Below are 21204 nucleotides of genomic sequence, written 5' to 3'. Positions count from 1 at the left end.
TCCTCCTATTATTCGCCTTCGAACTCGGTCTGGGCATAGACGCTATACCCGGCCGCCTCGAGCTTTTTACGCCCGCCGAGGTCAGGCAGGTCAACGATAAAAGCCAACTCGACGATCTCACCCTGAAGTTTCCGGACCAGCTTGGCCGCCGCCAGGGCGGTCCCGCCGGTGGCGATCAGGTCGTCAACGATCAAGACCTTTTGCCCCTTCTCGATGGCATCTTTATGGATCTCGATAACGTCGGTGCCGTATTCCAGGGCATATTCTTCCCGCTCGGTTGCCGCCGGGAGCTTCCCTTTTTTTCTCACCGGGACGAACCCCTTACCCAGGACGAACGCGAGCGCGCCGCCGATGATAAAACCGCGCGAATCTATCCCGACGACAATATCAATCTCTTTGTTCTGATACCGTTTGATAAAGTCATCGATGCAAAGCTTGAAGCCGACCGGATCTTTCAGCAAAGTGGTGATATCGCGGAACATGATACCCTTCTTTGGCCAGTGAGGGATGGTCCGGATCCTTGATTTGATAGGCATTTTCTCTCCTTAAATTCGAATTACCAAATTCCAATGACGAACTAATCAACAACTAACAATTTTTAAACTGGTTATTGAGAAATTGAGATTTAGTTCGTCATTCGTCATTGAGATTTGGAAGTTACCTTCGAGATCTTTGGGATCACCTTTATCAGCAAAGTTTTCACTTTGTCGGCATTTTCCCTCATCCTCGCCATGACCATCTCATAGGTGACCGGCGCTTCACCTTCTTTCCAGCAGTCATAGTCGGTTGACATGGCGATCGTCTGGTAAGCTAGCGAAAGCTCCCTGGCCAGGACAACTTCCGGGCAGGTCGACATATTGATGATATCCGCTCCCCAGGCCCGGAACATGTGGCTCTCCGCCCGGGTAGAGAACCGGGGGCCTTCGATGGTGATGACCGTGACGTCCCGGTTGTATTTATAGCCGAGCTCGTCGCAGGTCGCGCAGAGGATATCGGTTAAACCTTTGTCATAGGGGTCGCTCATCGGCGTGTGGACTACGCTCTCGCTGAAGAAGGTCAGGTTGCGGTGGCGGGTAAAATCGATGAATTGTGAGGGGAAGACCAGGTTGCCCGGCTTGATCTCTTCGCGCAGGGAGCCGACCGCGGTGGCGGCCAGGATATGGGTGCACCCCTCTTCTTTCAGGGCTTGGATATTGGCCAGGTTGTTGATCTTGGTCGGCATGATGTTGTGTTCCTTGCCGTGCCGCGCCAGGATAACGACCGGGGTCCCGCCGATCTCGCCGCAGGTCAAGCTGGAAGATGGTTGGCCAAAACGGTTAACGACCTCTTTGACGACAGCTTGTTTCAATATTTGGGGGTCGTCGAGGCCGGACCCGCCGATCACGCCGATTTTTACCATGGGATAATTATACTCCTTTGTCTCCGTGGACGGGATAGACGTCGACCCGGAGGAGGAAGACGGTAAAACCGACGAAAAAGACGGCAACGATCAGAAGTAGCGAGATGAATTGCTGGAGATCGGCCCGAAGCATGGAGACCGCGATCGCGCCCAGGACCACCTGAACGGCGTAGAGGGTCAAGACGGTAGCACGCTGGGAGAAACCCATTAAATTGATCCGATGGTGGGAATGGTCCTTCCCCGGCTGGCTGAACTTCACTTTATGAAGAAAGCGGTTAGTAAAAACAAAATAGGTGTCAAAGATCGGGATACCGAGAATGATCAGCGGGACAACGAACGAGACGATCTGGAGGCGCTCGATACCGAGCGAGATCGCCACGTTCCACAGCGAGAAGAGGTTAAGCCGGATCGCCAGGTAGGCCATGATGAAGCCGAGGAATGTTGAACCCGCCTCCCCCAGGAAGATCGAGGCGGGATTGAAGTTGTAGCGGAGGAAACCGAGCGTTGCTCCCATGACCGCCGCCGCTGCCAAGAGTATCTCCGGCTGGCTGCTATTCAGCCCGAGCGCCAGGAAAATAGCCGCGGCGATGAAACAGACGCCGGAGACCAGGCCATCCATCCCGTCGAGCATGTTCATCGAGTTGGTCATAAAAGCAATAAAACCGATGGTCAGGAGCCAATTAAGCCAGGGGGTGCTGAAAAAGGTGAAATGGACCCCGGCCAGATAGACCAGGCCGGCGGCCAAGACCAGATGCGCTATGATCTTGCTGCGGGCGCGGACCTTGATGCCGGCGTCGTCGAGCGTACCGAAAAGGACGAATAAGAGGCCGATCACGGTCAGTCCAACGGTTTCCCGGGAAAGCCCCCCTACCGTCAATAAAGCAAGGGCAAAGGCGGAGAAAACGGCCATCCCACCCGTTAGCGGAATAGGTTTGTGATGGATCTTGCGGAAACCGGGTTTGTCGAGGATGTTGAGCTTGGTCGCAATTAGCTTGGCCAGCGGGGTCAGGATTAAAGCCGCGATCAAAGCGATCGTTAATGCCAGGAAGATCACTTGCTCACTATTTGCCTGACGGCGGAAGAGGCGCCAGGCGCGAAACTGGCTGCTTTTTGGATATTGTCCCAGTTCGCCTTGAACCACTCGATCGCCTTGGGCAATCCTTCTTCGAAGGTGGTGTTTGGCGTGTAGCCGATCAGCTTATTCGCCCGTTCGACCGAAGCGAGGATCCTGGATTTAGTATCCCATTTGCGGCGCGGGGCGAAATTGATCCCGGCTTTGTTCCCGGTCAGCTTATTGATCATTTCGGCCAGCTGTTTGATCTGGATCTCGCGGCCCGACGCCAGGTTGAACTCCTGGCCGATCGCTTCCGGCCTGACCCCTGCCCTAAGCAGGCCGTCAACAATATCGCCGACAAAGGTAAAGTCACGGGTCTCTTCGCCGGTCCCGGTAATAGGAAGCGCCTTGCCGCTCATCGCCCAGTAGATGAAGTTGGGGATGACATTGCGGTATTGGCCGGGGATCTCACCCGGGCCATAGGAGTTGAAAAAGCGGGTCTTAACACAAGGGACCTCATACTGGTGTTGGAAGAAGTTGCAGTAGAGCTCGCCCAGCATTTTGGTGATCTGGTAAGGAGTGCTCAAGTGCATCGACATAAAATCCTCCTTCAACGGCATCGGGGCGTGGCTACCGTAGATCGAACAGCCGGAGGACGCGTAGACGAACCGCTTAACCCCGGTCAGCGCGCTATATTCGAGGAGCCGGAGGGTCCCCATCCCATTGACTTGCAGGTCACTTTCCGGGTGGTCAAGCGAGTTCTGGTTAGCGAAGAAAGCGGCCAGGTGGAAAACATATTCCGGCCCTTCAAAGAAGACCCTTTTCAGCTTGATCTCGTCCAGAATATCCCCCTCGGAAAAGAGGACATTGGAGAGTGACGGAATATTCCATCTTTCAGCGGAGGAAAGGTCGTCCAGGACAATGACTTTGGCCGCCCCGGCTTCGGACAAGGCCCGGACCAGGTTTGAGCCGATGGCCCCGGCCCCACCGGTGACCAGGACCTTTTTCCCTTTGTATTCGTTCTTATAGTCCATTATTTTCTCCTTGAAAGAACTTCTTTGAAGATCGTTTCGTATCGGACCACGCATTTCTCCCGGGAAAAGGCCGCTTCCGCTCCGAGGCGGCCGTTCCGGCCCATGGTCTCGCGCAATGACGAGTCATTATACAATTTTCTGATAGCGGCGGCAAGCTCGGCCGGGTTATCTGGCTCAACCGCCAGGCCGCAATTGAATTCTGCCAGGATCTTGGGGGCATCCCCGGCCAGCGCCAGGCTCGCTACCACCGGTTTGCCGGCAGCCATAATGCTTAGCATCTTGCCCGGGACGACCGGAGTAGCCAGGTCTTTCCTTAAGGTGACCAGACAGACGTCTGAAGCATGCAGAATCTGGGGATAAATGCTTAACGGCTGGGTCGGGACAAAAAGGACGTTGGTCAGTTTTTTTTCTTTGGCCATCGTTTCTAACTCCGGCTTCTTGACCCCGTCACCAACGAGAACAAATTGGATATCCTTGTTCTCTTTTAATCTCTCCGCGGCGCCGATGACGACCTCCAGCCCTTGCGCAAATCCCATCACTCCGGCAAAAGAGACGACGAATTTCCCTTTAAGCTCGAATTTACGGTAAAAATCATTCTCTTTTCCGGCCGGTTTGATCCCGTCTATATCGACCCAGTTGTGGACCACTTCGACCGGATTATCTTTAGCCCCGTAAGAGCGGACATATTCCTGATTACCGGTGGAATGAACAGTAATGGCATCAGACCGCCGGTAAATAAACCGCTCCATCCAACGCGATACGGCGATCAGGAACTTGTTCTTTAACAGGCCAAGGTCGATCACCGTCTGCGGATAGAGGTCTTGGATATTGACGACGACCGGACAAGGTTTGAGCTTACCCAGCCAGAAGCCGGTAAGGCCAAGCGGCAAAGGGGGCGAATAGACCAGAATAACATCAGGCCGTTCCAGGAAAAGACCGCCCCAGAAAAAGATCAAACCAAGGATAAAATGTTCAAATCCTCTGATAATAGGGATAGTGCGCGCCAAAGGAGGCGTTTTAAACCGCCGAACTTTTACCCCCGACATCGTTTCTTGCGCCGGAATATTGGCCAGATCTGTCCCGTCGGCCACGTTATAGCGCGGCATCCGGGTGATGACCGAGACTTGATGCCCCCTTTTCACGAGCGACTCCGCCAATTCAAAGAAAAGGGTCGAAGCGGATTTGGTTTCCGGCGGGAAGGCTTCGGAGAGGATCAAAATGCGCATTTTTTAAATACCTTTGGATAGTGAAGGATCGAGCACTTTTAAAACAGCCTTTTTAACGCGATTCGGGGCTTCCAAGGCAATACCTGGCCGGTGAGCATCTCCGGGACCGAAAACGACGAACATTCCCGGTTTGATCGTGAAGTAGCTCCCCTCGCCATCCAGAAGTACGTAGTCTTCTTTGTACTTATATTCAGAAGTCACCCTTAGAGAACTAAGCGGCGCGTAACCTATCATCTCCTCTCCCCGGATGACGAGTTGCACGTCAAAATATCTCCGGTGAGCTTCCCAGAGCGCTTTTCCCCTAGGTATAGTTTCATATTCATTTATTGTGCCATAGAGATCATCACCATCAATCTCGAAACGTCCCAGCGGAAGACGGGAAAGATCGTTCGTCTGCAGGTATTTAAACGCTTGCTCGAGGCGGGGATTTAGCTTTAAATATATATTTAAGTTATTAAATAAGTCGATTATCATGAATATCCTGCGGCTTTCCCGTCTGGAGCGACTCCATGACGGCGAAAGTCGCCAGAGTGGTGTAAAGGTATTCCGAATAATCGACTGGCACAGGCCGGCCCTGTTTGATCGCGTTAAAGAACAGGTCGAATTCGTTCTGATAACCACGATCGATATTGAACTTCCTCTTGTGCTCGCGCTTGCCGTCCCGGATGAATGTCAGCTCGGTAAAGTTATCGATCACGTAGCTCTGGTTATTGCCGAAGACCTCGATCCGCTCGCGAGGGATCCCTTTATGCCCGACCGAGGTGTAAAGGAGGGTCGCGACCGAGCCGTTCTTCATTTTCAGCGTGATGGCAATATTATCCTCATTCGTTACCTGGCCATTGTCGGACGAGATCGTTTCGGCAAAAACCCGGACCGGAACGGAAGAAGTCGCGTATTGGATCGAATCGATAAAATGGCAGACTTCGCCGATGACACGTCCGCCCCCTTCCTTGTTCAGCACCCAGTGCGCTTTAGGCACGAACCCGGCATTGACCCGGCAATTGACGGTGACGGCTCCGCTTTCCCCCATTAGTTCTTTCGCCCTGACGGCCAACGGAGAAAACCGGCGGTTGAACCCGACCATCAGCCGTTTACCGCTGCGTTTATAAGCCTCGGTTATCCGTTTTACTTCTTCCTCATTAAGCGCTAACGGTTTTTCGGCAAAAACATCCTTACCGGCTTCCAGAGCTTCGACAATCATCTGGCAGTGGAGATCGTGCCGAGTGGCAATGATCACCGTGTTGATCTGCGCATCTTTGAGTATCTCTTTATAATCGGTAGTGCAGTATTCAAAACCGAACTGGTTGGCGACATTGCGTCCCGACGAGCCGGTCGCCGTCGCGACGCCTCGCAAAGCGATCCCTTCGATCTTTTTCAAGCAGGGAATGATCGTGACATTGGAAAAGAGACCGGCCCCGATCATGCCAACCACCGGTTCTCCAGGCGCATAGCTGACCGGGGGATTTACAATAACTTTATTTTCATGCTCTTTGGCCGCATCATATTCGAGCAGGACGCCCAGATAATAAGGATGCTCTTTGCCAAGCAAAAGTTCATAGGCACGAAGCGCTTCATCGATCTTATAGCGGTGAGTGATGATCGGACCCATTTTGACCCGGCCGGAGGCGATCAGGTTCATATATTCTTCCATGTTGCCGGCCTGGGTCCAGCGGACCAGTCCGATCGGATAATTATTACCCTTGAATTCCCAATTGGCGTCATATTTTCCCGGCCCGGTCGCCCTCGATACTATCAGAGAAAGCTCTTTATCAAAAAAGACATTGCGCGGCACATCAAGTTTGACCAAACCGCAGGCGACGATCTTCCCTTTTTCCCGCGTAATCTCGGCGGAGAGGTTCAGCGGATCATTGCTGCCGGTCGAGGCCATGATGATCGCCGCGTCAAAGCCGTGACCGCCGGTCAGCAGTTTTGTTTTTGTCACCGCTTCGTGCCAATCGGTTGAACCGTCTTTTGCCCCCAGCTTAATCGCCAGATCGACTTTCTTCCTGTCCAGATCATAACCGAAAGCCTCGCAGCCCCAGGCTTTCAATATCTGAACAGAAAGCTGGCCGAGCATGCCCAGGCCGATAACAGCTACCTTGGACCCGAAGGTCAGCTCGGCGCAACGGATGGCGTGGATAGCAATCGCCGCAATATAAGAAAAAGCGGCGTCTTCGCAAGAAACACCATCCGGGATCTTTACGCAATCATTTTTCGGCACCCAGGTCACTTCGGAATGGGTGGCAAACAGGTCGCTGCCGCAGGCGACGCGGTCGCCGGCCTTGAACTCATCGACCCCTGCCCCAATGGCAATGACTTCCCCCGACGAGCTATAGCCGAGCGGCTGGAGGGTTTCCAGGCGGCCTTTAACCGCCTGATAAGTTTCCCTTATCCCTTCGGTCTTGATCTTATCAATAACTCTGCGCACTAGATCGGGCCGCGACAGCGCTTTTTCGATCAGGTTCTGCTGGGCCAGGTTGACCATCAGCTTTTCCGTCCCGACGGAAACAGCGGAATTCAAGGTTCGCACGAGCACCCCCCCCGGCCTGACCAACGGCGCGGGGACTTCGACAACCCTCAACTCTCCTGATTTATAATCCTGAATTACTTGTTTCATATGACCTTGACCGATCCTTTCATTTATTGCCAACACAATACACGGAGGGACGTAATCGAGGGACCAAGTTTTCCAACAGGGAGAGCAGTGAAAACCCCACTCTTGTCACCGGATTGACCGCTCTTTTGGCCCTGGTTCTGGTTGGTTCCGCTACCAGCGTGACCTCAATCCTCTTGAAGCCGGCCGCCGCCAACAATGACCGATATTCATCAGCATTATATTCCCTAAAATGCCCATAATAATGACCGGACATCCATTCAGCAAAAGGGATATAGGGGTGCTGTCCCAGCATAATTTTCATAACTTTAAAAAAAGAAACGGCGTTCGGCGCGCCGAGAATAAATTCCCCTCCTATTTTAAGGACTCGCTTGATCTCCTTGAGTAGGCCCACCGGGTTAACGGGCAGATGTTCAATGGACGTCAAAACAGGTCACGGCATCAAAATAGCCGTCGCTGTATGGGAGTTTACCCGCTAAGAGATTCCCAGTTTCACTTTTGATCCCATATTGTTTCAGCAATTTCAGCGCTTGCTCACTGTTCCCCATCCGATTTCCCAACTCTGCGCTATATTCTTCAAAACGGTCGATCAAATGAGCTTCAATCTCCTTGTCTAATTTTGCTACCGCGATCAAATTGACTCCCATTCCCCCTCCAACATCAAGTATCCTTCGGCCCTTTGACTTAAGGATCAGCTTCATCTCCAACAAATGCTTACCCCAGTTCTCCTGGCGAATTGTTTCTTCCGCCGGGTGACCGAATTCGGCGGCAGTCCTGTCGAGAGCGCCAGCTAGTGCCTGTTCATTCATTCGCTGATCGGCCTTTTCCTGAAAGTGTACATGATCTTATGCAGCAGATCGGCGGCAAAAGATTCATAAAAGAAGTGGTTGATCCAGGGATGGAGCCAGGCGGAAAGCGCCAGGTAATTCCAGATATCACGTTTTAAATAGAACTTACCGGAAGCAAACTTTTTGAAATCCTGGTTCAAACTGATCTCGGAGATTTTGGGAACCAATTTGTTCTTATAAGGCAAGCGGTAGTGAAGGACCCTTTTTAGATCGACCCCCATCATCTGGCTGACAACCAGGTCAGCCGCTTCAAAATTATTGGCAACCAAAATGAAACCCCAGGCAAAAACATCGCCAACCATCGGACCGCTGCGGGTCAGGCCGTAAGTACCGTCAATGATCGTAAATTTGCTTTTAGGTATTTGATTAATGGCAAAGATCGCTTCGTTAAAGACCGGATGATAGCGCAGGCGCATCGTATTCGGCACGCAGCCCCATTGATTCTTGTAAGAAAGACTGATGCCGGTCATCGCGTGGACCTTTGGCACCGGGAAAGTAATAAAGTGGTCACAGTCCTCAAGCAAAGCCGGGTATTCGACCTTGAATTGCTTGAAATACTTGTTAATAGTCAAATAGCGCCAGGAACTTTTATCCTGGGAGAAATTCACGACTTTAATCCCATATTTCTTTTCGAGATCATATAAGCCATAATCATGGAAAGCATCTTTGACTTCATACGAATCATAACCGCCGTCTGATTCGCCAACCACGATCCGCGCGCCGAGATCCTTGAGAAGTTTGATGGTCGCTTCCAGGACCTTGGGTGTCGTGGTAACACCAGGCTTAAATTTTGGATAGGTCAAGTTTGGCTTCAACAACACTGTCATCCCCGGTTTTACCGCTTGGTCGAGGCCTACCCACTTAAAGCCGGCAGCCAGCTTCTCTAATTCATCATTTTTAAGCGCTTCAATAAATACTTTATGGCTCATGCCGTTCCCTCCCCTGGTTTGCTAATAGATAGTTTATCATAATAAACTCATTTCCTTTCGTTTCTCGCCATGATCTCAGCAAAGCAAGCTAAGGTTTCTTTGGCCGTCCTTTCCCAGGTGAACAACTTGGCCCTTTTGATCCCGGCAACCGACATATCCTCCGCAAGTTTTTTATCGGTCAAGATGAGTTCGATCTTGCCGGCCAGGTCAACCGGGTCATGCGGATCAAATATCAGCCCCGCTTCGCCGGCAATCTCTGGTAGGGCCGTAGCATCGGCGACCAAGACCGGCAGTCCGGCCGCCATGGCCTCGATCACCGGTAGTCCGAAAGCCTCCACCAACGACGGCATGACAAAGATCGAAGCCCTTTTATAAATAGCATAAAGCTCGGCAAAAGTAGTTTTGCCCGTAAAGACAACCCTTGGTCTGCCCGCCGGGTCGCTGATAAAGTTCTGGAGATACGCCTTTAGTTCTTCGGTTACCTCGCCAACCAGGACGATTTTGTATCTGTCTCTGATTTCTCGAGGCAATTTATTATAAGCTTTCATTAAAACCTCATAATTCTTCCTTTTAGAAATGCTGGAGACAGAAAGAATATAAGGGGAATCCGTTTCACGTTCAGCCTGGCTTTTCACCAGCAAAGCATCAGTATCCGCGCCAAGATATATCGTAACCATGCGGTTGTCAGGCACTTTTAATTTAGCCAGCAGGGATAATCGCGAAAAATTGGAGATATGGACCGATAAGTCGCTATGCCTGATCGACAGATCAGTTAGGACCCTCAAGGCTTTAAAGCGCAGCCTGGCAATAAATGACTCCCCCTTGATATTAAGGATAAAGTAAGGATAAATATTCAAGACCCACAACATTTTTTTGCAGGGGGCAAGAATAGAGCTGATATTGGCCGAACAGACTAAAAGACCGATCTTCAATCGCCAAACAAGAAAAGGAATGACAAATTGTTCCTGAAATATACGAATAAGAAGATTGTGTTTTTTCATCTTGACCAGCTTGACGTTTGCCGGCCAAGTTATTAAGTCAAATATCTTAATATAATTCTCTTCGGCCACAAAAAGATAATACTCGTTAGCGCTGTCCAGCTTGGCCAATAATGGCACAAGGTTCCGCATGAAAGTCACCCCGCCGCCGATAGTTACCGAGAGGGCGTTAATCCCTATTTTCATACTGGGCCCTTTCCTGTTTTACAACTTTGTTGATCAAAACCAACATTCCCGCCAAAAACCAAAAATAAAAATTGGAAGGGAAAAGGTTCCACAGGTCCGTCACAAACCCAAGAACAATATATGATATAAAAACCGAGAGAATGCCCGCGATCAGGCCGGAATAAAAAGGATCCCGGGTTAAACTCGCCGTTAGATTCGATTCTTTAAACAACAGATAGATCAAAACAATAAACGTAATGAACGGCACAAGCCCGCTGGTAAAGAAAAGCAGGACATAGTAATTATCCATGCTGATCCCCTGCCCGCTCCATTTCTCATTGCCAGTCGTGTAATTATCTTTCTTAAATTCTAAACTATCCGGTCCATTAGCCCAATCCTCAGGCGTTATTCCGGTAATAATCGAGAGGGGCTTATTTGACATTTGTTCCCAACCTTTTTGGGGTATGGATATGAGCCGGTAAGCGATCTCGTTTTTACCGCCTTCGGAAGAAAACGCCCTGACATATCTGAATAAAATGCCGGGATTATAAATCGTCACGGCGAAGATGATCAGCAAGCCGGCAATAAATGACAGCATTATCGACCGGTAATATTTTTTTCGGAATAAAAGGAAAATAACCCCCAGCATTAAAGCCAGGAGTGCGCCGCGAGAAAAAGTAAAAAAAAGGCAAACGGCCAACAAAATCATTGATAAACGCGAAAAGATTTTATTGATAAGATAAACATTATTCACATATAATCCAAAGAACAGCAGCAGGAATGTGACTAAATAAATACCGAGATTGTTCGGATTAAATAAAGTCGAATAGATACGCGCGATCGCTATCCCGGAGCCCATTTCATTAAACATAAAAACAAAACCCATATAAAAGAAGAGCAATTGGATCAGGCCGAGCAAAGCGACAATAAGACTTAGGGATAACATGATGTTGGTAAATTTCTTCAGGTCACTAGCGGCAAAAAATGACGGGACGATGAACATTAAGGGGATAAACTCGATCGCATTCCTCATCCCGATCATGAAGGAATAGTTCTCTTTGGGTAAAGCAAAAAATAATTGAATAATAATTATAGCCAAAAATAATATGGCAACGATCGAGGCATTCATGATTTTCAATTTTGTTTCTTTTCGAACAAAGATATATAGCAACCAGATCAGATATATTAGGCCGATAAAAATATCACGAGAGCTCTTTTGCAGGAATGTTCCGGCCTCATATGAATTTGGGGTTAAATAAGCATAATAATAACTAAGGGGCGCAAAGATAAGAAACCCATATAAAACATATTTTGGCCGACCAAGCACCAAAACAATGACGGCGAACATGAATAATATTACAGATATTACTTCAATCATGAGCAAATAACCCTTTGATCAAAGCGACATACTCGTTTTGCATTTTTTGCGCGGTGAACAGCTTGGCTCTTTCCCGTCCGCCGTCAATGATCTTTTCACGGAATACCCGGTCATTTTTCAGCTGTTTTATCGCCGCCACGAAAGCGCCAATGTTTTCCGGCGGGCAAAGGACTCCAGTCTCGCCATCAGTAACCAGTTCGGGCAGAGCGCCAACATCGGAACAGATCACCGGAACACCAAAATTGTAGGCCTCCAACACGACATAACAGAACCCTTCGTCTCTTGAGGGAATGATAATCGCATCTAACTCGAAAAAATGACGGTCAATATCTTTCACATAACCGTTATATTTAAAGAAACCGGGTAATTTCACTCCCATTTCCTTCGCTTCATCGGCCTGAAACCCCCAACCCCCAAAGGCCTCAAATTGATATTCTCGCTGGACAGGAACAAACTCCTTGGCGATCTGTAAGAAGAGATCAAAGCCCTTTTCATAAGATAATCGTCCAATATAGCCAACTTTCCATTGCGGCGATACAACAGATTTCTTGACCACCGTGCGACCTGGGGTCAGCCCGCAATAGGCCATAGCGATCCGCTCGCGAGGTATCCCCTCTTTCAAGAGATAATCATTGACCAAATAATTAGAAATACAAATGTATTTATCAACCAAAAACCAGGTCAGCCGATTGAGCATCAGCCAGGTGTTGATGTAGAGCGGTGAATTCAGCTTAAAAGCGCGCAGGTTGGAAAGGATGGAAGTCGCGTGCTTAAGCCGGGGAAAAAAGATCTTAAGATGCCGGCTCATGATACTGGTAATTATTTCCTGCGTGAATAAAACATCGACTTTTTCCCTAAGAATTATGCTGATCAGATGAAAAGAGCCAAAAGCCAAATACCACTTTTTTAAGGGTACTTGATAATGCTTGATCGGCCGGCCGCCGTTCAATTCGCTAAAGCCGTTGCTTTCCATAGTGGAAGCGATCACTATCTCGAATTCTCGTAAAAAAGCCGGCAAGAGAGTTCGTAAGAAAGTGTCCGTCCCGCCATAGTTAGTGCCATAATAAAAGATCAGCACCTTCGTCTTTTTGCTTTTGGCTTCGTTGTGGCGCATTGATAATAATAATCAGCTAGATCGTATATTCTTCCGGCCGGTAAATATTGAGGTTCTCCCTGACGAACTCGATGGTTTCCTTGAGGCCGCTTTCCAGGGAATAGCGTGGTTGGTAGCCAAAGAGGTTTTTGGCCTTGGTATAATCACAAAGCAGTTGTTTGACTTCACTCTTCTCCGGCCGAATTCTGACTTCATCGCTGATAATTTTGGCCTGACTGCCGGTCAGCTCCAGTATCTTCTTGGCCAGGTCGCCGATGGTAATCCCCTGACCCGAACCAATATTGAAGACCTCCCCCACCGCAGCCTCGCTCTCCGCGATCTGGATATAACCGAGCACCGAATCTTTAACGTAATTCATATCCCGGACCGGTGAAAGCGAACCCAGTTTGATCTCCGCCTTGCCGGCTAAAGCCTGGCAAATAACGGTCGGGATCACCGCCCTGGCCGACTGCCTCGGTCCATAAGTATTGAACGGCCTGATAGTTGCCACCGGCAGATTGAATGAGCAATAAAAGCTCTCCGCCAGCTTATCGGCGCCAATCTTGGTCGCTGAATAAGGCGACTGCGCCTGCAGCGGATGTTTTTCATCGATTGGCGTGTAGAGGGCCGTGCCGTAGGTCTCGCTGGTCGAAGTATGGACGATCTTTTTTACACCGTGCTCACGGCAGGCCTGAAGCACGTGGAGCGTCCCCAGGACATTGGTCATGACGTACGCTTCGGGCGCCAGGTAAGAATAGGGAATGGCGATCAAAGCCGCCAGATGGAAAACGACCTCCTGCCCTTTGACCGCTTCCTTGACGGCGCCAAAGTCGACGATGTCACCGGAAAATATCTTGACCTGGGCGAGGATATCTTTTGGCAGAAAATCAAGGTTCGCCAATTTATTTTGGGAGTTATAAAGGACGAAGGCTGTTACCTTGGCGCCTCGCCTGACCAATTCCTCGACCAGATGGCTCCCCACAAACCCCTCCCCTCCGGTGACTAATACTTTTTTCCCTTTTAGATCCATATTATTTCTCCCTCCGTAATTTTGAGATCCAATCACCCTTTTTCTCGTCATTAACCTCTTCCAGATTTTTGATCTGTTCGATCGCCAGCCAATGTTCCTTGATCAAATATCCCTTGACCAGCTGTCCCTGCCGGGCGGCGGATTCGATCAATTCCGGCATCGTATAACGTTTACTTGGCACCAGCTCAACGCACTTCCCCTTGACCAAGTAGATCCCGGCGCTAGCCCGGTAATTTAAGGTTGGTTTTTCCCTGATGTCAACGATCCGGTTATCGTCATCCAGGTCGATTATCCCGTAGCTTAGCTGATGAGCAAAGTTGATCATCGCTACGCTGAGATCGGCTCCGGAACGCTCATGGCAGGAGAGGAAATCGGCAAAAGAAAGGTCGGTCATAATATCACCGTTCATCACCAGGAGCGATTCGTCACGCCCGATCTTGATGCCATTCTTCTTGAACAGGGAAAGCGGGCCCGCCGTCCCCAGCGGCGAAGATTCTGATAAATAATTTAACTGGAGTTTCTTGAAGTTTTTTTGCGCCAAATACAGTTTGATCATGTCCCCATGATAGTTGAGCGAAATGTAGATATCATTAAAACCAAAGCGGCTCAATCTTGAGATAATATAATCAAGTATCGGCCGGCCTCTAACCGGGATAAGCGGCTTGGGGACCGCGAAGGTTAGCGGCCTCAAGCGAGTGCCCAATCCCCCGGCCAGGATCAAAGCTTTTTTTGTTTTTTTCCCCATAATCCCTTTGACCAATTATACATTATTTTGAGGTCATTATATATTCCCGACGCCTTTATTTTGAAGGTAAGAAAATCGTCATCTTTCGCGATCGTCGTCCGGTTGAGGCAGAAAGGGTCGGTTTCTTCCGCATCACTGATCCCCAGGGCGAGCAGAGCGCAATCGTAGTTCGCGTCCTTTACCGCCTGGACAACTTCCGGGGAATAATGGTCCCGCCCGCCGTACGGAAAGGCAAAAAGGCCGATCGGCTCGCCAAGTTGAGCTTCGATCTCGGCCTTAGATTCAACTAATTCTTCCCGGTATTTTTCACCCGGTAATTTTGAGGCGGTAACGTGGGAAGCGGTATGTCCGCCGATCTCCATCCCCATTGTTCTCATTGCCCTGACCTTGTCCCAATTCAGCACCGCGGGTAAGTTGGCCGATCTGATTTCTTCTTTAAATCTTGTGGTCAGGTCAGCGGCGATCCGCCGAGCGACAGCTGGCTCCGCCAGCTTGATCGACTTTTCCAAATATAGTTTCATTTTTGAATAATCTTCAATTTGCGGGAGAACAAGGCCGTTCTTTTCATAGGCCGCGATAAAATCCCGCTGATTGTCCCGGCTCATAATATAATCAATAATGTCCCACCAAAATACGACCGGTCCTCCCTTTTGCGCCATTCCGGCGAATTCAGAACAGATAAAAAATGCGGCTGTAAATCCATATTCTTTAAGCAGTGGAGCGGCACAACGGTGATGATTATCATAGCCGTCATCAAAAGTGATGGAAATCCCATTGGCGGGAAGTTTCCGCCCCTCCCGCCTGGCCGCAACGACTTCAGCCAGCGGCAGATTGACATGATACTTTTTTAAATACTCTAATTGCCGCTCAAACATACTGTAATCGACCGTCCCGCATGATATCTTCTCATTGGTCCGGTCGGAAACTCCGTGATACAACAAGATTTGCGGGCCTCTTTTCCTGATCATCAGGTAGAGCCTGATAAAAAGGTCAGAAGAAAATAAATAACCGGCTAAGACCTTTGCTCTCCGCCTCAACAGATCGCCAAAATCAATCTTGAGCGCTTTGGGCAGCCGGCTTTTTAGCCGCTTTATCCGGCGGGGGATTTTTGAGATCAGCCAATGGCTCAAAAAGTAAAATACCCCTCTGGGCTTAAAAGGATAGATCCGAGCGCGGTAAAGAGGCAACTCATCCCTCGACCAATCGAACTTATACGCTTCATCTCCCCGCAACAGGTCAAAGACCTTGATCTTCCCTTCCGCGTAAAAAGCAATCAATAATTGTTTGATCAGCTGGTTACCGGGAGAATATTCCCAGAAATTATGATTATAGGCCGGCGTGTAATAATAGTACTTTCCGTTATAGCTGAAACCGAAGACCAGGGCGACATATTCTTCCCCCAATTTGAGGCCGGAAAGCTCGACCCAGCCGCGGGGAGCGAACTTAGCGGCGACATTCAGATAATGCTTGAGCGTTAAAGGGGCAACGAATTGGCTGCCGGACCCGGCCGCCCAACGCAGCGAATGATGTTTAATAAGGTGATCAAATTCCGAGCGGATCCCCGGCAGATCTTTGATACGGTTGAGGACCGGTGCGCCCTGTTCACGGACCATTTTCGAATATTTTCTCCTAAGCTCATAACGCAAGCGCCGTTTGCTCGGTAATGTTTTTTCCAGTTCTTCCCAGTTATTTGTCCCCCGATACATCTGGAGCGGGACAGCCAGGCTGGCCTTTTTTAAGGTCCGGCCGAAAACCGGCAGTTTGGCCAAGCTCTTTTCCCAGTACGGAAGATTCAACGAATCGCCCGGGAGATAAAGAAATTCGGCCCAGTCCCAGGCCCGCAAATTATCGAGCAGCACCTTAAAGATTAGAGAGAAGCATTTGGCCGGATCACCGACAACGATAAAATCCAGATAATCCGAGATCTCCGGCGCGATGAACTGTAGTTTTCTTTGAGCGGTGATCATCAGGGGGGCGATCGCCGCTAGGCTGTTCTCTTCTTCTACCACGACAATGAAGAGCTGCTGGCCAGCGCCAAACGTCTCCCACCAAGCGGCGAGCCATTCATAAGTCAAAAAAAGATTATCCGCGCCGCTCTTTTTCAGCAACGTATCCCAGTCGTCTTTATTTAATGATTGAAAATCGTTAATTATTCGCGTGCGCATATATCCTCAAGCCCAAGCCGATCAAGCTATTGATCAGGCTCCTTCCGTGGGCCTCGATCTCGCCGACCAGTTGGTAGGGCCTGCCGCCCAAACCGGCCTTAAAGTGAAAGATACCAGGGGGCGTCAGCTTCTCGTCCATCCCCCCCAGATCAAAAGCCCTTCGTCCCGAGCGTTTCATCTCGCAAATCGCCCGCCAAAGGAGGAAGTAATTCGCGTTGATTTGTTTTCCCGCCGCGCTGACCGCCCCACAAAGATAGATAACTGATCGCCCATATTGCGCGAGCAAGATGCTGCCCAATCTTTCCCGCCCTCTGATCGCCTCAAAAACCACCAGCTTACTATTTTCCGGCAAAAGGTCCTGCCAGACTTTTAAGAATTCCGGCGTTAGGCCTGTCCGCAGTCTTTTTTCTTTCAGTAATCGCCGGTAATCCGAAAGAAAACCGGCAAATAATGGTTCGTCGTTCCCAAATTTACACGTTAAGCCGGCGTGTTCGGCCCGATTCAGGCAATTGCGCCATTTCTGCCGCAATTCCCTCCTGATCGCTGCCTCGCTGCCAGTCAGATCGATGATCGCTGATGACCAGCTTGGCCGATCGCTAAAGGACGAAAAACCTGTCGCTTTAAGAAGAGCGTCTTTCCTAGCCCGATCAGCTAGGACTGGAGCGACCAGCAGAAAGGCCTTTTTATTGCCAGCCCAATAACGCTTCAATTCGGTCAGGATCGCTGCCAGCGACGCGTCTTCACATAAAGGGCCGCGATTTATGCGGACCAGCCCTCTTTTAAGCAGGCATTGAGCCACTCCGTCGATCCGATCGCCGTTACGGAAAATAGCGCGGGCTACTTTCCAGCCGCCGGTAATCCTTTTAGCTTCCGCGTATTCCCAGGTCTGGATCGGGCTAAGGCCGTCAAAACGAGCAACTAGCTCATTCCATTCATCCCGAGGAAAATCCCTGATCTCCAGCTCCATTAAGCGGCACCCACTAAGCAAACCGCTTTTCCCAATTCGGACAAAACACAACGCAATTGCCTATCCGCTAAGCCCTGATAGACCGGTAAAGAGAGTAAATGATCGGCTAGATATTTTGCCCCAGGATCAGAAGACGGTGAGTCGGAAAATGTCGCTTCCAGATAGATCCCTTTTCTCTTCAGCCGATCAACAACTTGGTCTCGGCCGTTCAATAATACGGGAAAGGCGAACGGATCGACCCCTGCGGGGAGGCTGTTAAAGATCGGGCTAACGCCCCCAAGATTAGCGATGTTCATAAGATAGAACTGGAAATTCCTTCTGCGGCCGGCAACTAGCCGCGCTTCATCCGTTTGCTCGATCTTTTTGACGGAGGAAAAGGAGATGAACTTATTGGCCGGGTCCGGGCGCGCCGGTTTCGGCCCGCCGTTTACGATCATCGGGTTGAGCCCCAAACGGAACATGACTTCTTTTAATAATAACTTCAAGTGCGGCCAGTTATTGCCGGTGAAGCTGTGAGCGGAGCGGCTCGCGCCCCCTAACCCGGTACCGGACCGTAAAATATACCCGCCGCCGTCAGGAAGCGGGAGGAATTTGCGCAGGCTAAAAACGGCTCCGTCGCCTATGGTTCCCAGATATTTCCCTGCCGCTTTGCTAAAAAGAGCATGAGCACAATCTTCGATCAGCAAAATATTTTTAGCTTTGGCCATCGCCTGGAGCTCAAACAATTTATCCGGGAATCCGAAATAATGGACAAGATAAAGCAATTTAGTGCTCTTATTTATCCTTGAATTTAACTCGTTTATATTTATCTCAAGGTTTTTATTAACGCTATAATATCGAATTTTTACCTTTTGCCTGTTAAAGGCCTCAATCACCGCGGCACAGATAAAGGACGGGAGAAGCGCTTCTCCTCCACCGGATAATTTCAAGCGCTCAAGCAGTTCTTCGATCGCGACCCGGCCACTGGCCGTCAAGGTCATTGCCCGAAAAATCACGGACGTATTGGGCCCGTAAGTATTGGCTACTGCGTAGTTAGGAATGTACATTGTGCATTTTATTTATTAGTTTTCCCGGAAGACCGGCCCAGCATAGTGGATCGAGCCAAACGCCGCCAGCCGCATATTGCAGGCCCTTCCCCCAGTTGCCGCTCTTCAAAATCCGAAAAGCCGTGCTTAAACAAAGCCGCCCCTTATGACGGTTTATCCTGAACCAATCAAACGATCGCTTCCCGGCGTAATCGGCAAATTGGGAATCCAACACATTCATAGTATGCTTCAACATCATCTCTTCGTTAAGGGAGGAAAAATTGCCGCTATGGATAAAGTATTTTCCCAGGACTTCGTGAAGAAAATAAAAGCGGCAGCCGCCCTTGGCGGCCCTAAACCACAGGTCGTAATCTTCCGTAAAATGGACCCGATTTGTCTCTTCGGAAAAAAAACCGACCGCTTCGATCATTTCTTTGCGGAATGAAGTGGCCGAAGTCGAGAGGCAATTCCCTTTAAAGAGCAGCTCGCGGAAGATATCTTGACTGTTTGGGCCATATCTAGCAACCCTGGGTTTTATGGCCTGCCCGCAAACATCTTCATCGTGACACACAAGAGTGATTCCTGGATCGGCAAAGATCTCATTCACCCTGCGCAGTTTTTCCGGATACCAGGCATCGTCCTGGTCAAGCAAAGAGATGATCCGACCACTGGCGTTCCTGATCGCGGTATTCCTGGCCCCGCCCAGGCCTTTGTTCTTTTGCTTTAGGTAGACAATTTTGATTTCCGGGTGATCGCGCCGGTATTGTTCGATCACCGCTTCCGAGCCGTCCGGCGAACCATCGTTAACAATGACTATCTCAAACGAGCGAAAAGTTTGTTCGGCAACGGAGTCGAGTGCCGCGGCAATAAATTTCTCGCCGTTATATACCGGAATAATTACCGAAAAGGCCGGTTTATCCATTCTCCTGCCATTCTTTAACGTATTGAGCCAGCGCGCTTTTCCACTCCGGCATCGGATTGATCCCCAGCAAGTCTAGTTTATAATTTCTCATCGCTTCCGAAGCAGAGCGCGGCGCCGGCAGCGGGAAACGATCGGAACCGACCGGTTTGACCTTTGTTTTCGTGCCGAGGACCTTGACGATCTCCAGCGCTATCTCATAACGCGTACAGCACCCGGTATTAACCAGATGATAACAACCATAAGCGCCAAGGCCGATAATTTCTTTAATCCCGCCTAAAAAATCGCGGGCGAAAGTCGGGCTGCCGAATTTGTCATTGACAACCTCGATCTCCGGCCTGGTCCGGCAGAGTTCGATGATCTTCCCCACAAACTTTTTATCTTTGGCCGGTCCGCCGCCGATCATCCAGCCCGCCCGAAAAATATAAAACTCGGTCAGCAGATCGCGGACGATCAATTCCCCCTGGTATTTTGCTTGGCTGTAAACGTTAAGCGGTTCGGGCCGGTCGAATTCCGTATGGACCTGCCCCTCCCGCCCGTTGAAAACCCCGCCTGTGCTGATATAGATCATGACCGCTTTATACTTCTGGCAAGCCAGAGCTATATTTTGCGTTCCCATGGTATTGGACCGGTAAGCGTGGTCGATCTCACTTTCACATTTGTCAACGTCCGTTTCCGCCGCCAGATGGAGCACAACGGCCGGCTTGTGCCTTGAGATCAGGGTAAAGACTTTGTCACGGTCGGTCACATCCATTTCGGGCAGATCGGTCAGCGCCAATTCCTCATTCCTAAAGACCTCTTGCACGTAGGAACCGACCATTCCGTTCGCGCCAGTCACTAAGATCATTGATTTTTCTCCTTCCTCATGATTTTCTCGACTTTTTTCAAGTCCTCTATGTTATCAACACTATAGGTTTCATGCTCCGACATGACCATCTTAACTTGATAGCCATGCTCCAGCACCCGCAACATGTCGACCGATTCGGCGATCTCCAGCGGCGTTGGCGCCAGCTGGTTGAACTTGATCAGAAAATCCCGGCGAAACGGGATCACGCAGACCTGTTTCAGCATCAGGAGCGATTTGGCCCCCTTTTTCCACGACGGGATCGGTTCACGGGAAAAATAAAGAGCGAAGTTATTCCGGTCGACAACCACCTTGACCTCGTTAGGGTCATCATGTTCGGTCCGTTCTTTCAAGGTAGTCATCAAATTAACCACCTGAAGCGAATCATCCTCAAGCAGAGGAGTGACAGCGGCATCGATCATCTCCGGCCGGATCATCGGCTCATCCCCCTGGATCATCACCACAATATCAACTTTTTTCTTTGTCTCGGCTTCGACCTTGAGCAAACATTCGGCGGTCCGGTCGGAAGCCCGTTCATGCTTAGCCGAAGTCATGACCGCCTGGCCGCCGAGCGAGCCGATATAATCAACTATCTCCTGGTCACAAGTCGCGACATAAACTTCTTTTAAGGACCGGCTCATTTTACTCCGTTGGAAAACATGGCCCAGCATCGGGACGCCAAGGATCGGCGCCAGAGGTTTACCGGGAAAACGGGAAGAAGCCATCCGGGCGGGAATAATACCAATAATATCGCGCTCACTATCCATAAAT

21 protein-coding genes are annotated in these 21204 nt (G+C 49.9%); all 21 read right to left on the bottom strand.

Going from position 1 to position 21204, the window contains the following annotated elements; translation table 11 throughout:
- Nucleotides 1–8: 8 nt before the first annotated feature.
- Nucleotides 9–536, bottom strand: coding sequence for an adenine phosphoribosyltransferase (locus WC903_06880; protein ID MFA5893660.1), 528 nt, complete (start codon nucleotides 534–536; stop codon nucleotides 9–11).
- Between the two features lie 104 nt (nucleotides 537–640).
- Nucleotides 641–1399, bottom strand: a complete 759-nt coding sequence (mtnP, locus tag WC903_06875; GenBank protein MFA5893659.1) for an S-methyl-5'-thioadenosine phosphorylase — start codon at nucleotides 1397–1399, stop codon at nucleotides 641–643.
- Nucleotides 1400–1406: 7 nt separating this feature from the next.
- Nucleotides 1407–2540 (bottom strand): MraY family glycosyltransferase, encoded by a 1134-nt coding sequence (locus WC903_06870; GenBank protein ID MFA5893658.1) that lies wholly within the window; start codon nucleotides 2538–2540, stop codon nucleotides 1407–1409.
- Nucleotides 2450–3487, bottom strand: a complete 1038-nt coding sequence (locus tag WC903_06865; protein MFA5893657.1) for an NAD-dependent epimerase/dehydratase family protein — start codon at nucleotides 3485–3487, stop codon at nucleotides 2450–2452. Before WC903_06865 ends, WC903_06870 begins: the two co-directional genes overlap by 91 nt.
- Nucleotides 3487–4713 carry a glycosyltransferase family 4 protein gene (locus WC903_06860; GenBank protein MFA5893656.1) on the bottom strand — a complete coding sequence of 409 codons (1227 nt, stop codon included), beginning with the start codon at nucleotides 4711–4713 and terminating at the stop codon, nucleotides 3487–3489. The genes WC903_06865 and WC903_06860 overlap by 1 nt, the downstream gene beginning before the upstream one ends.
- A 3-nt stretch (nucleotides 4714–4716) precedes the next feature.
- Nucleotides 4717–5187 (bottom strand): YhcH/YjgK/YiaL family protein, encoded by a 471-nt coding sequence (locus WC903_06855; GenBank protein MFA5893655.1) that lies wholly within the window; start codon nucleotides 5185–5187, stop codon nucleotides 4717–4719.
- Entirely contained in the window at nucleotides 5168–7330 is a 2163-nt protein-coding gene (locus WC903_06850) for a bi-domain-containing oxidoreductase (protein ID MFA5893654.1), read from the bottom strand. Before WC903_06850 ends, WC903_06855 begins: the two co-directional genes overlap by 20 nt.
- A gap of 19 nt (nucleotides 7331–7349) precedes the next feature.
- Nucleotides 7350–7721, bottom strand: coding sequence for a hypothetical protein (locus WC903_06845; GenBank protein ID MFA5893653.1), 372 nt, complete (start codon nucleotides 7719–7721; stop codon nucleotides 7350–7352).
- A 19-nt stretch (nucleotides 7722–7740) separates the two neighbouring features.
- Nucleotides 7741–8136, bottom strand: a complete 396-nt coding sequence (locus tag WC903_06840; protein ID MFA5893652.1) for a hypothetical protein — start codon at nucleotides 8134–8136, stop codon at nucleotides 7741–7743.
- Entirely contained in the window at nucleotides 8133–9104 is a 972-nt protein-coding gene (locus WC903_06835) for a DUF362 domain-containing protein (protein ID MFA5893651.1), read from the bottom strand. The genes WC903_06840 and WC903_06835 overlap by 4 nt, the downstream gene beginning before the upstream one ends.
- Before the next feature lie 47 nt (nucleotides 9105–9151).
- Nucleotides 9152–10288, bottom strand: a complete 1137-nt coding sequence (locus WC903_06830; GenBank protein ID MFA5893650.1) for a glycosyltransferase family 1 protein — start codon at nucleotides 10286–10288, stop codon at nucleotides 9152–9154.
- Complete coding sequence (locus tag WC903_06825) at nucleotides 10272–11645, bottom strand: O-antigen ligase family protein (GenBank protein ID MFA5893649.1); 1374 nt, start codon at nucleotides 11643–11645, stop codon at nucleotides 10272–10274. Before WC903_06825 ends, WC903_06830 begins: the two co-directional genes overlap by 17 nt.
- Entirely contained in the window at nucleotides 11638–12759 is a 1122-nt protein-coding gene (locus WC903_06820) for a glycosyltransferase family 4 protein (protein ID MFA5893648.1), read from the bottom strand. The genes WC903_06825 and WC903_06820 overlap by 8 nt, the downstream gene beginning before the upstream one ends.
- A 16-nt stretch (nucleotides 12760–12775) precedes the next feature.
- Nucleotides 12776–13768 carry a GDP-mannose 4,6-dehydratase gene (locus WC903_06815; protein ID MFA5893647.1) on the bottom strand — a complete coding sequence of 331 codons (993 nt, stop codon included), beginning with the start codon at nucleotides 13766–13768 and terminating at the stop codon, nucleotides 12776–12778.
- Nucleotide 13769: 1 nt separating this feature from the next.
- A complete protein-coding gene (locus WC903_06810) occupies nucleotides 13770–14513 on the bottom strand; it encodes a sugar phosphate nucleotidyltransferase (GenBank protein MFA5893646.1) in 744 nt (247 codons plus the stop codon).
- Complete coding sequence (locus WC903_06805) at nucleotides 14486–16678, bottom strand: GNAT family N-acetyltransferase (protein ID MFA5893645.1); 2193 nt, start codon at nucleotides 16676–16678, stop codon at nucleotides 14486–14488. The genes WC903_06810 and WC903_06805 overlap by 28 nt, the downstream gene beginning before the upstream one ends.
- On the bottom strand, nucleotides 16659–17666 hold the full coding sequence (locus WC903_06800; GenBank protein ID MFA5893644.1) for a GNAT family N-acetyltransferase: 1008 nt from the start codon (nucleotides 17664–17666) through the stop codon (nucleotides 16659–16661). The genes WC903_06805 and WC903_06800 overlap by 20 nt, the downstream gene beginning before the upstream one ends.
- A complete protein-coding gene (locus tag WC903_06795; protein ID MFA5893643.1) occupies nucleotides 17645–18625 on the bottom strand; it encodes a DegT/DnrJ/EryC1/StrS family aminotransferase in 981 nt (326 codons plus the stop codon). The genes WC903_06800 and WC903_06795 overlap by 22 nt, the downstream gene beginning before the upstream one ends.
- Nucleotides 18626–18677: 52 nt before the next feature.
- Nucleotides 18678–19592, bottom strand: coding sequence for a glycosyltransferase (locus WC903_06790; GenBank protein ID MFA5893642.1), 915 nt, complete (start codon nucleotides 19590–19592; stop codon nucleotides 18678–18680).
- Nucleotides 19585–20436, bottom strand: coding sequence for a dTDP-4-dehydrorhamnose reductase (gene rfbD, locus WC903_06785; GenBank protein ID MFA5893641.1), 852 nt, complete (start codon nucleotides 20434–20436; stop codon nucleotides 19585–19587). Before rfbD ends, WC903_06790 begins: the two co-directional genes overlap by 8 nt.
- Nucleotides 20433–21200 carry a 3-deoxy-manno-octulosonate cytidylyltransferase gene (kdsB, locus tag WC903_06780; protein ID MFA5893640.1) on the bottom strand — a complete coding sequence of 256 codons (768 nt, stop codon included), beginning with the start codon at nucleotides 21198–21200 and terminating at the stop codon, nucleotides 20433–20435. Before kdsB ends, rfbD begins: the two co-directional genes overlap by 4 nt.
- Between the last annotated feature and the right edge of the window lie 4 nt (nucleotides 21201–21204).

The sequence above is a fragment of the Candidatus Margulisiibacteriota bacterium genome, from assembly GCA_041658645.1.
Lineage (GTDB): Bacteria > Margulisbacteria > WOR-1 > O2-12-FULL-45-9 > XYB2-FULL-48-7 > JBAZZV01.
This window is presented reverse-complemented; position numbering and strand designations above follow the sequence as displayed.